The organism is Microbacterium sp. USHLN272 (assembly GCF_037149655.1).
GTDB lineage: Bacteria > Actinomycetota > Actinomycetes > Actinomycetales > Microbacteriaceae > Microbacterium > Microbacterium galbinum.
On the sequence record NZ_JBBCRA010000001.1, the window covers coordinates 1,654,326 to 1,667,204 of the forward strand.

13 protein-coding genes are annotated in these 12,879 nt (G+C 70.2%); 8 read left to right on the top strand and 5 right to left on the bottom strand.

Going from position 1 to position 12,879, the window contains the following annotated elements:
- The first annotated feature begins 64 nt into the window (after positions 1 to 64).
- The 5 genes from WFJ97_RS07940 (at position 65) to WFJ97_RS07960 (ending at position 4,836) form a co-directional block, all read left to right on the top strand.
- Positions 65 to 610, top strand: a complete 546-nt coding sequence (locus tag WFJ97_RS07940; protein WP_247623569.1) for an ECF transporter S component — start codon at positions 65 to 67, stop codon at positions 608 to 610.
- Positions 611 to 805: 195 nt separating this feature from the next.
- Positions 806 to 2,509 carry an ABC transporter ATP-binding protein gene (locus WFJ97_RS07945; protein ID WP_336641071.1) on the top strand — a complete coding sequence of 568 codons (1,704 nt, stop codon included), beginning with the start codon at positions 806 to 808 and terminating at the stop codon, positions 2,507 to 2,509.
- A complete protein-coding gene (locus WFJ97_RS07950; protein WP_336641072.1) occupies positions 2,506 to 3,327 on the top strand; it encodes an energy-coupling factor transporter transmembrane component T family protein in 822 nt (273 codons plus the stop codon). The genes WFJ97_RS07945 and WFJ97_RS07950 overlap by 4 nt, the downstream gene beginning before the upstream one ends.
- Positions 3,328 to 3,337: 10 nt before the next feature.
- Positions 3,338 to 4,213, top strand: a complete 876-nt coding sequence (locus WFJ97_RS07955) for a siderophore-interacting protein (protein ID WP_336641073.1) — start codon at positions 3,338 to 3,340, stop codon at positions 4,211 to 4,213.
- On the top strand, positions 4,210 to 4,836 hold the full coding sequence (locus WFJ97_RS07960) for an ECF transporter S component (protein ID WP_336641074.1): 627 nt from the start codon (positions 4,210 to 4,212) through the stop codon (positions 4,834 to 4,836). The genes WFJ97_RS07955 and WFJ97_RS07960 overlap by 4 nt, the downstream gene beginning before the upstream one ends.
- A gap of 26 nt (positions 4,837 to 4,862) precedes the next feature.
- On the opposite strand, the gene WFJ97_RS07965 is transcribed toward WFJ97_RS07960, so the two are convergent.
- From WFJ97_RS07965 to WFJ97_RS07980, 4 genes are all read right to left on the bottom strand, one after another.
- Complete coding sequence (locus WFJ97_RS07965) at positions 4,863 to 5,234, bottom strand: type II toxin-antitoxin system PemK/MazF family toxin (RefSeq protein ID WP_336641075.1); 372 nt, start codon at positions 5,232 to 5,234, stop codon at positions 4,863 to 4,865.
- The gene (locus WFJ97_RS07970) at positions 5,231 to 5,452 is read right to left on the bottom strand and encodes an antitoxin (protein ID WP_336641076.1); all 222 of its coding nucleotides are present in this window, start codon (positions 5,450 to 5,452) and stop codon (positions 5,231 to 5,233) included. The genes WFJ97_RS07965 and WFJ97_RS07970 overlap by 4 nt, the downstream gene beginning before the upstream one ends.
- Before the next feature lie 170 nt (positions 5,453 to 5,622).
- Positions 5,623 to 6,786 (bottom strand): acyl-CoA dehydrogenase family protein, encoded by a 1,164-nt coding sequence (locus WFJ97_RS07975; protein WP_247623576.1) that lies wholly within the window; start codon positions 6,784 to 6,786, stop codon positions 5,623 to 5,625.
- Between the two features lie 141 nt (positions 6,787 to 6,927).
- Positions 6,928 to 7,860: a M15 family metallopeptidase gene (locus WFJ97_RS07980; RefSeq protein ID WP_247633023.1), complete on the bottom strand. Its 933-nt coding sequence runs from the start codon at positions 7,858 to 7,860 to the stop codon at positions 6,928 to 6,930.
- 142 nt (positions 7,861 to 8,002) lie between these two features.
- On the opposite strand from WFJ97_RS07980, the gene WFJ97_RS07985 reads away from it, so the two are divergent.
- The 3 genes from WFJ97_RS07985 to WFJ97_RS07995 all read left to right on the top strand — a co-directional run bounded on the left by WFJ97_RS07985 (position 8,003) and on the right by WFJ97_RS07995 (position 9,940).
- Positions 8,003 to 8,146 (top strand): hypothetical protein, encoded by a 144-nt coding sequence (locus tag WFJ97_RS07985; protein WP_336641077.1) that lies wholly within the window; start codon positions 8,003 to 8,005, stop codon positions 8,144 to 8,146.
- Between the two features lie 62 nt (positions 8,147 to 8,208).
- Complete coding sequence (locus tag WFJ97_RS07990) at positions 8,209 to 9,339, top strand: Rv2578c family radical SAM protein (RefSeq protein ID WP_336641078.1); 1,131 nt, start codon at positions 8,209 to 8,211, stop codon at positions 9,337 to 9,339.
- A gap of 61 nt (positions 9,340 to 9,400) precedes the next feature.
- Positions 9,401 to 9,940, top strand: a complete 540-nt coding sequence (locus WFJ97_RS07995; RefSeq protein ID WP_247633042.1) for a YaeQ family protein — start codon at positions 9,401 to 9,403, stop codon at positions 9,938 to 9,940.
- A 551-nt stretch (positions 9,941 to 10,491) separates the two neighbouring features.
- Here WFJ97_RS07995 and WFJ97_RS08000 read toward each other — a convergent pair.
- Positions 10,492 to 12,750 (bottom strand): DEAD/DEAH box helicase, encoded by a 2,259-nt coding sequence (locus WFJ97_RS08000; protein ID WP_336641079.1) that lies wholly within the window; start codon positions 12,748 to 12,750, stop codon positions 10,492 to 10,494.
- Positions 12,751 to 12,879 lie beyond the last annotated feature (129 nt).

The following is a 12,879-nucleotide window of genomic DNA, read 5'->3' on the forward strand; positions in this document are numbered from 1 at the left end:
GACGCCGTGCTTTTGCACGGCCCCCTCGGCATCCGCGCATCGAGCGCGCAAGTAGGCTGGAACCGTGGCCCGAACCTCTGTCCTGCCGACCCGCGTGCTGCTGATCTGCGCCGCGATCGGCGTCGCGACCGGCCTCATCGGAGGCATCGCCGGATGGGTCACGCCGATCCTGCTCGCGAGCCCCCTGCTCTTCCTCTACGGGCTCGTGCTCGGCTCGCACGTGCTGCCGGGGATCATCGCGCAGGAGGTGCTGCGGCGTCCGTTCGTGGCGCTCATCACGCACCTGATCGCCGCGCTCGTCTCGAGCGCGTTCAACCCGGCCTGGGCGCTGCGCTTCATCGGCACGGCGCTGCTGTTCGGCGCGATCCAGGAGGGCGTCGCGGCTCTCACCCGCTACCGCGCCTGGGGCGCCTGGCGCTTCTTCATCTCGGCGGCGCTGATCGGCGTCGTCGTGGCGGTCGCCGTGTTCTTCGCCGCACATCTCGGCACGATGCCGCTGTGGGCGCAGATCACATACCTCGCGATCTCGGTGCTCGGCCCCATCGCGTGGACCGCGATCGGCCTCGCGGTCGGCACGGCGCTCAGCCGCGCCGGCGTCGCCCGTCGCTGAGCGCGTCGTTCCCGGCATCCGTCTCGCTCGACTCTCCGTGAGGGGTCAAGACACGCCTCAGTGGATGCCGGGCGTGAGGCGTGTCTTGACCCCTCACGGACTCACGAATGCACGTCGCGAGGTCAGGTAAGGCTCGGCTAAGTTAGAGACGTACGTTCCACCGAAGACGTACGTCCACCGACCCGGGGTCTCGCCGTGCGCCCATCCGCGCCTCTTCTCCGCGTGCGTGATGTCTCTCTCACCCACGCGGATGCCGCGCACCCCTCCCCGCGCGACGTGACCTTCGACATCGACCCGGGCGAGGTCGTGCTGCTGCTCGGCCCCTCGGGCTCGGGCAAGTCGACGCTCACGCTCGCGCTGAACGGGCTCATCCCGCACGCGCTTCCCGCCACCATGACCGGCACGGTCGAGGCGGGCGGGGTCGGCACCGCCGACGCGCAGACCTCCGAGCTGAGCACGCGGGTCGCGATGGTCTTCCAGGACCCGGATGCCCAGATCGTCACCGGAACCCTCTATGATGAGGTCGCCTTCGGCCCCGAGAACCTGCGCCTGCCCGTCGCCGAAGTCACCGCCCGCACCGAAGACGCCCTGCGCCGCGTCGGGCTATGGGAGCGCCGCGACGACAACCCCGACCGGCTCTCGGGCGGCGGCCGCCAGCGCCTCGCGATCGCCTGCGCCCTCGCCATGGGGTCGCCGTTGATCGTGCTCGACGAGCCGACCGCGAACCTCGACCCGCAGGGCATCGATGACGTCTACGCCGCCCTCGCCGACGTGATCGCCGCGGGCGACCGGGCGATCCTCCTCGTCGAACACAACCTCGACGCCGCGATGGGATTCGTCACCCGCACGATCGTGCTCGACCGCGAGGGGCGCGTCGCGTACGACGGCCCGGTCGCCGAGATCCTCCGCGCGCACACCGACGAGCTCGTCGCGATGGGGGTGTGGCTGCCCGCGGCGACGCTGGCGGCGCTGCGACTGCGCGACGACGGCATCCGTCTCGACCCCCTGCCGCTGACACCCGAGGAGCTGGCGGCACAGCTACCCCCGGCATCCGATCGCCCGAGCGCGGCCGCGACCGCGACCGACCCGACGACGGATGCCGCACCCTCGGGCGAGGCGATCATCCGGGCGCGGGGGCTCACCGTGCGCCGGGGCCGCACCGAGATCCTGCACGGCATCGACCTCGATCTCACGCCCGGCAGCCTCACCGCCATAGTCGGCGCCAACGGGGCCGGCAAGACCACGCTCATCCAAGCGCTCGCCGGGGTCGTGCCCCCGCCGAAGCGGCAGGTCGACGTCGACGGTATCGATCCCGGGCGGGCCGCTCCCCGCGACCTCGCCGCCCGCATCGGCTTCGTGTTCCAGAACCCCGAGCACCAGTTCATCGCGCACACGGTGTTCGACGAGCTCGCGCACGGGCTGACCCTTCGACAGGCTCAGGGACCCCAGGGCGAGCAGATCACGGATGCCGAGATCACCGAGCGCGTGACCGAGATGCTCGAGCGCTTCGGCCTCGCGCACAAGGCCGACGTGCATCCGTTCCTGCTGTCGGGCGGCGAGAAGCGCCGCCTGTCGGTGGGCACCGCGCTGATCACCCGCCCCCGCGTTCTCGCGCTCGACGAGCCGACATTCGGCCAGGATCGCGCGCGGGCGACCGAGCTGCTCGCGCTGCTGCAGAGTCTGCGCGCCGAGGGCACGACGATCGTGATCGTCACCCACGACCTGCAGCTCGTCGCCGAGCACACGACGCACACCGTGATCCTCGCCGACGGGCGCGTGCACGCGAGCGGACGCACGGCCGATCTCTTCCGCGACGAGCAGACGTTCACCTCGGCGGGGCTCCGCCTGCCCGCCCTGCAGCGGGTGCTCGCGGCGCACGCACGGGGGGCCGAGGCATGACCGCCACCGCGTTCGACCCGTACGCGACGATGACCGTCACCTCGCGGCATCAGTTCCTCTATGCTCTCAACCCGCTCGCGAAGGTGGCGGGATTCGCCCCGGCGATGATCTTCCTGGTGTTCGTGCGCGACCTCGCCACTCCGGCCGCGTTCCTGCTGTTCGCCTACGTGCTGCTGCTCGTCGGCGCCCGCCTCACCTGGCGTCTGCTCCTGCTGCTCGCGGTGCTGCCCGTCGGCATGGCCGTGATCGGCGTGAGCTTCTCGCTCTGGGTAGACACCGCGCTCGTCGGCGACACGACCCCGGTGCTGCGGATCGGCGACTGGACGCTCTACAGCGGAGCACTGATGATCGGTTTCGCCACGGCGCTGCGCCTCGGCGCGATCATCTCGCTCGCCCTCATCGGCGGGCTCACCACCAGCGGACCCGACCTCGTGCGGGCGAGCGTGCAGCAGCTGCGGGTTCCGTACCGCATCGGCTACACGGCGTTGGCCGCGTTCCGCTTCGTGCCGCGCTTCGGCTACGAGCTCTCGGTCATCCGCGCAGCCCATCGCGTGCGCGGACACCACGGAGGAGGCGGCCCTTTCTCGCGCATCGCACGCGGCTGGGGCTACATCGTGCCGCTGCTCGCCGGAGCCATCCGGCACGCCGAGCGTGTCGCCCTCGCGATGGACTCCCGGGCCTTCGGCGCACACCCCACCCGCACCGAGCGGCACCTGGTGCCGTTCCGCGCGCGCGACACGATCTTCGTCGCGCTGAGCCTCGCGGCATCCGCGGTGATCCTCCTCGTGTTCTCCCCCTGGCAACCGCCCTCCCTCTGAAAGGCACCCGATGGCGTTCAGCAAGCTCGTCAAGCCCGAGACGCAGGAACTCGTGCACCTCACCGTGCTGCGCTCCGAGCGCCTCTCCCCGCACTGGATGCGCGTGACCCTCGGCGGCGGTGAGATCGAGAAGTTCCGGCCGATGGGCTTCGATCAGTGGTTCCGCCTGTTCCTGCCGATCGGCGGTGACGCCGGACTCGACCGCGTGCCCGCCAAGGCCAACAGGATGTTCGGGTACCTGAAGTTCCTGCGCATCCCCGACGGCGAGCGCCCCGTGATGCGCAACTACAGCGTGCGCGCGTACCGACCGGCCGAGGGCGAGCGCGGCGCCGAGATCGACGTCGACTTCGTGCTGCACGGATCGGCCGCCGAGGGCACCGCCGGACCCGCATCGCGGTGGGCCGAGACCTGCACCCCGGGCGAGCACGTGCTCATCATCGACGAGGGCCTCACCTTTAACCCCGAGCGCGGTGTCGACCGGGTGCTGCTCGTGGGCGACGAGACGGCCCTGCCGGCGATCGCCTCGATCGCGGCATCCGTTCCCGTGGGCGCGACCGGCACCGCGATCATCGAGGTGCCGTCGCTCGACGACGCCCTCGATTTCCCTCACCCCGAGGGACTGTCGGTCGAGTGGGTGCTGCGCCCGCACGACGAGCAGCCCGGAGCCCTCGCGCTGCAGCGGGTGGCCGAACTCGACCTGCCGGCCGAGACGTTCCACACCTACGCGGCCGGCGAGCAGTCGCTCGCTTCGGGTGTACGCAAGCTGCTCGTCGGCGAGCGCGGCGTCGACAAGAACACCGTCAGCTTCTGCGGCTACTGGAAGATCGGTGCCGCCTCCCCGACGTCGAAGGCCGCTCGCGAAGCCGCCGCGGAGCCGCTCGGATGAACGGGGCGGATGCCGCTTCGTCGGCTGCCGGTTCGGGGGCGGATGCGGCGACGGAAGCGGATGCCGTGGCGACGCGGCCCGCGCGCGGACGGGTGCGCTTCCCGACTGCCCTGCTGCTGACCTGCGCGGCGCTCGGCGTCGCCGGGGCGGTTCTGCTCGCGCCGATGAACTGGCTCTCGACCCTGCTCACCGGACCACTGCCCTTCCTCGGGATGGGCCTCGCCGGGCTGTGGCTGCTGCCCTCGGTGATCGCGCTGCGTTTGCTCAAGCGTCCGCTCGTGGGCTTGCTCGTCGCGCTGATCGCGGGGCTCGTCATGGTGCCGTTCTCGGGGTACGGCTTCGGCAGCGTCGCCACGAACCTCTGGTGGGCGGCGTTCACCGAGCTGCCGTTCCTGTTCGTGCTGTGGCGCTACTGGGGCACCTGGATGCACTACGTCGGAGCGGTCGCCGTCGCGATCGTCTACCCGATCTCGGCATGGGCCTGGTTCGACCTGGGCAGCTTCGGCCTCTGGTACCAGGCGGCGTTCTTCGCCGTCACGATGGCCAGCTGCGTCGCGGCGACGGCCCTCGGCATCCTGATCGCGGATCGCCTACGCCGTGCCGGCGTCGGCGGACGCCGCTGACGCGCGGCGTTAATGCCGGACGACGATCACAGTGCGAGGTGCATGCGAAGGCACTCGTCGACCTCTCCCATCAGTTCAGCAGGCACCCATCCCACCGGCCGAACAATGCGCGAGGTCGCGATCGTGCGGACTTGTTCGATCTGAACCTTCGAATCGACGCTGAGCCCGGTGCCCACCGCAGGCAACAGAACCTGAAAAGGGAGGACTCGCGCGACATTGGACGTGACCGGCGCGACCGTTACCGTCGCACGCGTGCTGCGTACAGCCGCGGTGTTGGCCGTGTTGTTGCTGATGACAACGGCAGGACGGGTCTTCGCGGCCTCGGCCCCGACAACCGGGTCGAAGGCGACCAGCACGATCTGGCCGCGCCGCAGCAGCGTGGTCGACGGCGCACTCACGCTGAGGCGAGTCCGTCGCTGGCAGCCGTGTCCCATTCGTCGTCGTAGCCTTCAGCGAATGCTTCGGCGTAGGCATCTGCCAGGCGGCTCTCGCGCAAGAGCGCCACAGCATCCTGAACCGCCGCCGACCGGGTGGCGTATTTTCCCATCAAGACCTCCGCGTCGAGGAACGCTACGTCACTCGCACTGAGGCTGAGGCTGACCTTGCTGTTCGTCATGCCTCAATGCTACTCGGGTAGCAAGGATATTGCCACCTCCTAGCATTCGCGCTTGGGACGTCGCGCAAGCCCCAGCGGGGCCCTTCGACAGGCTCAGGGACCCCGTTCGAGTGCGCGGGCGGGGCCCTTCGTCTCGTCGCTGCGCTCCTCGCTCAGGAACCGGGCGGGAGTCAGCGCTTGCCGGCGATCTGGCGGCCGACGATCTCGCGCATGATCTCGTTCGTGCCGCCGTAGATGCGGTGCACGCGGGCGTCGAGGAACGCGCGGGCGATCGGGTATTCGGTGATGTAGCCGTAGCCGCCGTGCAACTGCACGCCCTGATCGAGCACCTCCCACTCGCGCTCGGTGGCCCAGAACTTCACCTTCGCGGCCTCCTCGGCCGACAGCTTGCCCTGCGAGTACGCGAGCAGCGCGCGGTCGATGTACGCCCACAGCGCGTCGACGGTCGTGGCCATGTCGGCGATCGCGAAGCGGCTGTTCTGGAAGTCGATGATCCGTTCGCCGAACGCCTCGCGGTCCTTCGTGTAGGCGACGGTCCAGTCGAGGGCGGCCTGCGCCGCCGCGGCACCCGCGACGCCGATCGACAGGCGCTCGAGCGGCAGGTTCATCATGAGCTGCACGAAGCCCTTGCCCTCGACTCCGCCGATGAGGTTCTCGTCGGGAACGAACACGTCGCTGAACGACAGCTCTGCCGTGTCGTGGCCCTGGAAGCCCATCTTGTGCAGCTTCTTGCCGTGGTCGAAGCCCTCCATGCCGTTCTCGATGAGCACGAGGCTGAAGGCATCCGGTCGGTTGCCCTCACCGGTCTTCACGAAGGTGACGACCAGGTCGGCGGTCGCGCCCGACGAGATGAACGTCTTGGCACCGTTGACGATGTACCCGCCGTCGACCTTCTTGGCAGTGGTCTTGATGCCGCGCAGGTCGCTGCCCGCGCCGGGCTCGGTCATCGCGAGCGCGCCGACGACCTCGCCCGTCGCCATCCGCGGCAGCCATTTCGACTTCTGCTCCTGGGTGCCCATGTGCACGAGGTACGGAACCGCCAGGTCGTCCTGGATGCCGAAGGCCCCGGCGAGCGAGCCCGCGCCGGCGGCGATGACCTCTTCGTTCACGACCGCGCGGAAGCGGTAGTCCTGCAGCATCCCGGCCCCGCCGAACTCCTCGGGAACCGACAGGCCGATGATCCCGGCCTCGCCGGCCGCGCGCATGGTGTCGCGGTCGACCTCGCCCGCGGCATCCCACCGCTCGATGTCCGCACCCGTCACGTGGCGCTTGACGAAGTCCTTGACGAGGTCGCGGAAGGCCTCGTGATCCTCTTCATAGATGTCGCGTTCCATTGCGCGTCCTCCTGAACGTGTCGGCGTCTTTGCTCCCGCGATTCTAGGGCGATGACGGATGCCGCGACAGGACGTTGTGGGAATGCATCCCGCGTTTCGTGGTACTGGGTACCGCGATTGTGGGATGCCTCCGAGCGTCGCTCAGGGCAGGTAGTCGGGCGCGGCAGGAAGGCCGAAGAACTCCTCGAGCGTGTGGAACCCGCCCGCCTGGTAGGCCGCGGCGAGGTCGCGCCCCACGTAGCGCAGATGCCACGGCTCGGGCGCGTACCCGGTGACGCCGGAGCCCCCGTCCTCGTAGCGCACGATGAACCCGTACTCCCACGCGTGGGCGGCGACCCAGTCGCTCTGCGTGGTGCCGCCGAACCCGTCGAGCCCGCCGCAGCCCAGGCCGCACGCGACGACGTCGACCGCGAGGCCGGTCTGGTGCTCCGAGTGCCCGGGGCGCGCGGATCCGGCATCCGCCCCGGCCTGCCCCTGGTCGCGCACGTGCGACTCGTAGGTCGTGACCTGCAGGCCGTACGAGCGGTAGCCGTTGTTCGCACCGAGGCGCCCGACCCCGGCCTCGATGGCCGCGTTCGCCATGTCGCCGACCGCGGTCGCGACGTCGGTGCGCACCTGCCCGGATGCCGTGGTCATCTGCAGCGGCACGTCGGCGAGGGCGCCGGGCGCGTAGTCGGCGGGGTCGAGCGGTCGCGCCTTGTTGACGACGACCCACACCCGCGCGGGGTCGGAGAGCGAGATGCACGGCGCGTTGCCCGCCACGACGGCGGCGCGGAACGCCTCGCCCCCGCCGAAGCCGGCGATGGTGGCCGCGTCGTCTCCGGCGGCGAGCGATTCCTGCACGGATGCTTCGGCGCACGGGTCGGCGGCCGGGGTGGAGCCGACGTCGACCGAGGGCACCTGCACGACCGCGACCGGCTCAGGCATCCGCGAGGCTTCGGGCGTCGAGGATGCCGGCGCCGAGGCGAGGGAGAGGAGGATGCCGATGGCGGTCACCGCGACGCCGATCGGCAGGGCGGGACCACGGATCGGGGAGCGCGGAGCCGCATGCTGAGCGTGCGGCGATTCGGGCATGATCTCCATTCTGCCCCGATCACCGCGCGGTGACCGATATGCATTCACAGGCAGGTACCGGAGCGACGGCATCCGCGGGGTGCGCCGACCGGGGTCGACCAGTACCTGCCGACCCAGGGGCAGCCGGACATAGGCTGAGGGGATGAACGCTCACGTGCGGGATCCCCGGGTGTGTCCGACCTGCGGCGGGGCGTTGAAATTCGAGATCCTCGACGACGAGCGCTTCCTCGTCGTGTGGTCGTGCGTGGAGTGCGGGTTGATCCGGGCGGCCGAACCGACGGGATAGCTTCTTCGTCTTTTTCTTCGAATCTCACTTGCGTTAACTTCGGATACATGTTCGAATGAAGCATGCGTTGGCAGGGACAGAAGCTCGGAGAGACGGATGCCGCGGCACTCCCCGGTCTCGAAGACCGGTCGAGCGTGCTGCGGTCGGTGACGACCCCCGAGTTCGCCGGGGTGACCTTCCACGAGGTGCTCTCGAAGTCGGCGCTCAACCACGTTCCCGGCGCATCGCGCATGCCGTTCGCCTGGACGATCAACCCCTATCGGGGATGCAGTCATGCGTGCGTCTACTGCTTCGCCCGCGGGACGCACGAGTACCTCGACCTCGACGGCGGGTCGGACTTCGACTCTCAGATCGTGGTCAAGGTGAACGTCGTCGAGGTGCTCGAGCGCGAGCTGCGCAAGGGCAGCTGGCAGCACGAGACCGTGGCGCTGGGCACGAACACCGATCCCTACCAGCGGGCCGAGGGGCGCTACAAGCTCATGCCCGGGATCATCGAGACGCTCGCGGCATCCGGCACCCCGATCTCGATCCTCACGAAGGGCACGCTGATCCGGCGCGACATCCCGCTGCTCGTGAAAGCCGCGCAGCGCGTGCCGATCGACGTGCAGATGTCGATCGCGATGTACCACGACGAGCTGCAGAAGGCGATCGAACCGGGAACCCCGAGCACGCAGGCGAGGCTCGACACGGTGAAAGCCCTGTCGGATGCCGGTTTCCCCGTCACCGTCTTCCTGATGCCGATCCTGCCGCACATGACCGACTCGGTCGACGCGATCGCGCATGCGCTCGAGCGCATCAAGATGGCGGGCGCGCGCACGGTGATCTACGGAGCGCTGCACCTGCGGCCGGGTGTGAAGCCGTGGTTCTTCCAGTGGCTCGGAGAGCACCGGCCCGACCTCGTCTCGTCGTACCGCGGCCTCTACCCGGGAGCGTCCGCCGAGGCGCCGAAGCCCTATCGGCAGTGGCTCGCGAAGCGGGTCAAACCGCTGATCCGGCTGCACGGCCTCGACGCGCGCCACGAAGACGACTACCCCCGGCGCGGATTCCGTCCGGGACAGGGGCATGTCGACTCGATCTGGCGCCAGGACGGAGCGCCGACGACGGGGCGGGCACCGGGCAGCCCGAGCCCGGCCGTCACGTTCCGGACCACCGGTTCGGCGACCTCGACCCCCGCGCAGCCCATGCTGTTCTGAGCGTGGGCTGCGGCATCCGCTGGTCAGGGCGGAGGGCCGCAGGCCCGTAGGCTCGGTGACTATGGCTACCGGCTCCACCATCCACACGTTCGACGTGCAACTCGCAGACACCGACCGCGGGGTCTACGAGGACTATTCGCTGCGCGTGGCGAGGCATCCGTCCGAGACCGACGCCTACATGATCACCCGCATCCTCGCCTACGGCCTCGAGTTCGCCGAGGGCATCGGATTCAGCGAGGGCATCTCGAAGACCGATGAGCCGGCCGTTCTCGTCCGCGACCTCACCGGCGCGATCACCGCCTGGATCGAAGTCGGCGCTCCCGACGCCGAACGCCTGCACTACGGCAGCCGCCTCGCCGAGCGCACCGTGGTCTACACGCACCGCGACCCCGAGAAGGTCATGCTCCCCTGGGCCGGCAAGCGCATCCATCGCTCCGAGGACCTGCGCGTGTTCAGCTTCGACCCTGGGTTCATCGACCAGGTCACGCCGCACATCGAGCGCCGCAACACGCTCACCCTCACGGTCACCGAACAGGTGCTCTACCTCGACCTCAACGGCGCCAACCTCACCACCGCGATCCACGAGCACGAGCTCGGGTAGCCCCACTGAGGGGTCAAGACACGCCGCGCCCCCGGCATCCGATACGGCGTGTCTTGACCCCTCAGGGGGCCGCACCGTCCGCGCCCTGGGGAGGAGATCGCTCGTTCCGCAGGAGCCTCTCGCGGATCCGCTCCTGCGCATCGTGCGATCTCCTCCGTCACGTGCGTGCACCCGCCGCGCACCGGCCCGCCCCGCCCGACGGCCCGGCCCCGTCCGCCCGGCCCGCCCGCACAACTTCGGAGATCGGGCGAGACACGCCGCGCCGACCGCCCTGCACTCCGGCGTGTCGCCTCAGAACTCCGAAGTTGTGCCGCGGCTCACGCGCGAGGGGTCGAAAAAGGCCGGGTCGGATGCTTCCGACCCGGCCTTTCGTGACCCCTCAGGCCTCGCGAACCTCAGCCCACGTGCGCCTCAGCCCGCGCGCGCCTCACCCCGCGCGCGCCTCAGCCCGCGCGACCCTCACCCCGCACGAACCTCAGCCGCGCACGAACCTCAGCCGCGCACGGCCAAGACTTGGCCCCGCGCGAACCTCAGCGGCGCACGCCCGCGGCTCAGCGGGTGAGCGCCTCCGCCGTGGGGGTGCGACCGGTGATCTCGTCGATGATGTCGTCGTCGATGCGCGCGTTCTCGAACGGCGCGTCGATCTCGGCCCGGTCGAGCAGCTCGGTCATACGACGCTGACGCTGACGCGTGATGAGCGTGACGACGCGGCCCGAACGACCGGCGCGGCCGGTACGGCCCGAACGGTGCAGGTACGTCTTGTACTCGTCGGGAGCGTCGGCCTGCACGACGAGATCGATGTCGTCGACGTGGATGCCGCGGGCGGCGACATCGGTGGCGACGAGCACGTTCACCCGGCCCGAGGTCAGACGCTCGAGGTTGCGCGTGCGCTTGGCCTGGTTCAGGTCTCCGTGCAGCGAGACCGCAGGGATGCCGGCGTCGTCGAACTGCTCCGCGAGCATGTCGGCGTAAGCGCGGGTGCGGGCGAAGACCAGCGTCTTGCCCTCGCGGTCGACGAGCGAGGTGAGGATCTCGGCCTTGTCGCGGTGCTCGATCACGAGCACGCGGTGCTCGATCGTGCTGGACTCCTGGTCTTCACCCGCGACCTCGTAGACGGCCGGGTCGACGAGGAACTCGTCGACGAGAGCGGCGACCTCGCGGTCGAGCGTCGCCGAGAACAGCAGCTTCTGGCTGCCGTCGGCGGTGTGACGCAGGATGCGCTGCACGGGCTCGACGAATCCGAGCTCGCACATGTGGTCGGCCTCGTCGAGCACCGCGATGCGGCAGTCCGAGAGGTCGAGCTTGCCCTGGTTGATGAGGTCCTCGACGCGACCGGGGGTGCCGATCACGATGTCGACGCCCTTCTTGAGCGCGCCCACCTGGCGACCCTGCGGCACGCCGCCGTAGATCTGGGTGGTGAAGAGACCCACGCTGCGGGCGATCGGCTGGATCGTGCGGTCGATCTGCAGGGCGAGCTCGCGGGTCGGAGCGAGGATGATCGCGCGCGGCGAACGACCGAACTCACGACGCTTGCCGGCCTGCGACTGCAGCACGCGCTCGACGAGCGGGGCGCCGAAGGCGATGGTCTTGCCGGAGCCGGTGCGTCCACGGGCGAGCACGTCGCGCCCGCCGAGCACGGCCGGGATGCTGGCCGCCTGGATCGGGAACGGCGTCGCCGCTCCCATGTTCGCGAGGGTCTCGACGATGTTCGAGCCGAGGCCCAGGTCGCCGAAGCTCACACCGTCGACCTCGACGGCCGCGACGGACTTCGCCTCGAGGCGCTCGTGCACGACGTCGTCGGTCGGCTCGAAGGCGGCCTTCGGCTTGGCGTTCCAGTCGTTGCGGCCGGGGCGCGCGTCACGGCTCGGACGCTCGTCGCGGCGCGGGCGGTCGGTGCGGTACGCGCCACCGGTCGAGGGACGGCTGCGCTCGCCCGGCGCGTCGTAGGAGCGCTGCGTGCGGTCGCGGTCGAAGGCGCGGCGGGCACGGTCGGCATCGTACGAACGCTCGGGGCGATCGGATGCCGCACGGTCGTTGTACCGGGGGCGCTCTGCGTCGCCACGGTCGTCACGACGCGGACGCTCGTCACGGTCGAACCGGGGACGGTCGTTGCCGCGGTCGTTGAACCGGGGACGGTCAGCACCGCGGTCGTTGAACCGGGGACGCTCGGCACCGCCACGGTCGTCACGACGCGGACGCTCGTCACGGTCGAACCGGGGGCGGTCGGCACCGCGGTCGTTGAACCGGGGACGCTCAGCACCCCCACGGTCGTCACGACGCGGACGCTCGTCACGGTCGAAACGAGGACGGTCAGCACCACGATCGTTGAACCGCGGACGCTCGGCGCCACCACGGTCGTCGCGACGCGGACGGTCGTCGAAGCGGCGGCCGGCCGAGGGGCGGTCGTTGTAGCGGGGACGCTCGGAGCCGCCCTCGAAACGGGGACGCTCGTCGCGACGGTGCGGCGCCTCACGGCGGCCCGACTCGGCGCGGTTGCGGATGCTGCGGGCCTCGTCGCGACCGGCGCGCTCCTGCGCACCCCAGCGCTGCTTCGGGGCGCCCGACTCGGCCTCGGCAGGACGGTATCCGCGGTGGCCGGCGCTACGGCTTCCGGGACGACGGTCGTACCCACCGGCGGCGGGAGCGGAGCGGCGGTCGCCGGCATCCGATCGTCCGCCGCGCTCGTCGCGGCCGCCGTCACGCGACGATGCGCCGTGGTGACGGTCGTGGAAGGAGGTCTTGTTCGCGCCGTAGCGCGGCTCGAAGTTGCGAGCGGCTCGGCCGCCCTGGGGCTTCTTGTTCTTCGGCATGTGTGTCTTTCGTTCTCGCACGAGAACAGCACGGCGCACGCGGAGAAGCACCCGTGGATCAGGGGTGCCGGACGCTCAAGGGCCGGGGCCATTCATGTGATGGTTGAATGCGCGTCGATGGACGCTCAC

What these genes read in the sequence shown, in the direction of transcription:
- WFJ97_RS07980 (WP_247633023.1), bottom strand. Translation starts at nt 7,860, where the DNA reads ATGCCCGAATCGCCGCACGCTCAGCATGCGGCTCCGCGCTCCCCGATC.
- WFJ97_RS08000 (WP_336641079.1), bottom strand. Translation starts at nt 12,750, where the DNA reads ATGCCGAAGAACAAGAAGCCCCAGGGCGGCCGAGCCGCTCGCAACTTC.
- WFJ97_RS07995 (WP_247633042.1), top strand. Translation starts at nt 9,401, where the DNA reads ATGGCTACCGGCTCCACCATCCACACGTTCGACGTGCAACTCGCAGAC.
- WFJ97_RS07960 (WP_336641074.1), top strand. Translation starts at nt 4,210, where the DNA reads ATGAACGGGGCGGATGCCGCTTCGTCGGCTGCCGGTTCGGGGGCGGAT.
- WFJ97_RS07955 (WP_336641073.1), top strand. Translation starts at nt 3,338, where the DNA reads ATGGCGTTCAGCAAGCTCGTCAAGCCCGAGACGCAGGAACTCGTGCAC.
- WFJ97_RS07975 (WP_247623576.1), bottom strand. Translation starts at nt 6,786, where the DNA reads ATGGAACGCGACATCTATGAAGAGGATCACGAGGCCTTCCGCGACCTC.
- WFJ97_RS07985 (WP_336641077.1), top strand. Translation starts at nt 8,003, where the DNA reads ATGAACGCTCACGTGCGGGATCCCCGGGTGTGTCCGACCTGCGGCGGG.
- WFJ97_RS07970 (WP_336641076.1), bottom strand. Translation starts at nt 5,452, where the DNA reads ATGACGAACAGCAAGGTCAGCCTCAGCCTCAGTGCGAGTGACGTAGCG.
- WFJ97_RS07950 (WP_336641072.1), top strand. Translation starts at nt 2,506, where the DNA reads ATGACCGCCACCGCGTTCGACCCGTACGCGACGATGACCGTCACCTCG.
- WFJ97_RS07990 (WP_336641078.1), top strand. Translation starts at nt 8,209, where the DNA reads ATGCGTTGGCAGGGACAGAAGCTCGGAGAGACGGATGCCGCGGCACTC.